1 protein-coding gene and 1 pseudogene are annotated in these 759 nt (G+C 63.2%); both read right to left on the reverse strand.

The genetic code is table 11. The features are described 5' to 3' along the window. Positions 1-196 (reverse strand): annotated as a pseudogene (locus EN750_RS41300) (uracil-DNA glycosylase family protein); the annotation flags it as partial. Beyond that, positions 136-747 carry a glutathione S-transferase gene (locus EN750_RS37180; protein ID WP_127399469.1) on the reverse strand — a complete coding sequence of 204 codons (612 nt, stop codon included), beginning with the start codon at positions 745-747 and terminating at the stop codon, positions 136-138. The gene EN750_RS37180 and the pseudogene EN750_RS41300, both read right to left, overlap by 61 nt. Positions 748-759 lie beyond the last annotated feature (12 nt).

Here is a 759-nt window from a genome sequence, read left to right on the forward strand (position 1 = left end):
CAGGGATACGGGCGCTGGACGATGGGCGCAGCACAGGTCGCGGCTCATGCGGCAACGGCTTACCGGCCGGATTTTCCACGCAGATGCGACAGGCGCGGACCTTGGCGACGAGGTTTTCGAGTTCGGCAGTCATTCTCAGGCTGATGCGCTCGGCCGGCTGGAGACGGCCTGATGCCAGCGCAACACATTCGCGCAATCATCCGGCACCTTGATGCGTGCCGGCTTCATGAAGTCCACAGCGATCAGGCCGGTGATGTCGGCGATCGAATAGCTGTCACCGGCGATGAACTCCCGGCTGCCCAGTTCTCCATCCAGCAGCCTAAGGAACGCCACGGCCTTCGGCTTGTTGGCCTCGCCCCATTCCGAGACCTGCGGGATTTCCCATTCCTTCATGGCCGGATGGGTGTGCCGGAAGGCCTGCGTGACGCAGCTGAGCAAATTGAATTCCATCCGCCTCTGCCACATCTCGACCTGCGCCCTGCCGAGTGCGCCACGCCCGAACAGGGCCGGTTCGGGATGCAGTTCCTCGAAATAACGGCAGATGGCGACGGATTCCGTGATGACGGTGCCGTCGTCGAGTTCCAGCACCGGCAGGCGCTGCAAGGGATTGCGCGAGCTGACCGCCTGTTGCCTGTGTTCCAGCGCCCCCATGTCGATGGGCACCTGTGGAACTTCGATGCCTTTCTCGCCCAGGAAAACGCGGACCCGCCTTGGGTTGGGCGCCCGGCCACCGTCGAAGAGTTTCATTCCATCCTCCTG

The sequence above is a fragment of the Mesorhizobium sp. M7A.F.Ca.ET.027.03.2.1 genome, from assembly GCF_003999175.1.
Lineage (GTDB): Bacteria > Pseudomonadota > Alphaproteobacteria > Rhizobiales > Rhizobiaceae > Mesorhizobium.

Excerpts from the sequence above, each read along its gene's own strand:
- EN750_RS37180 (WP_127399469.1), bottom strand. The coding sequence starts at position 747 with ATGAAACTCTTCGACGGTGGCCGGGCGCCCAACCCAAGGCGGGTCCGC.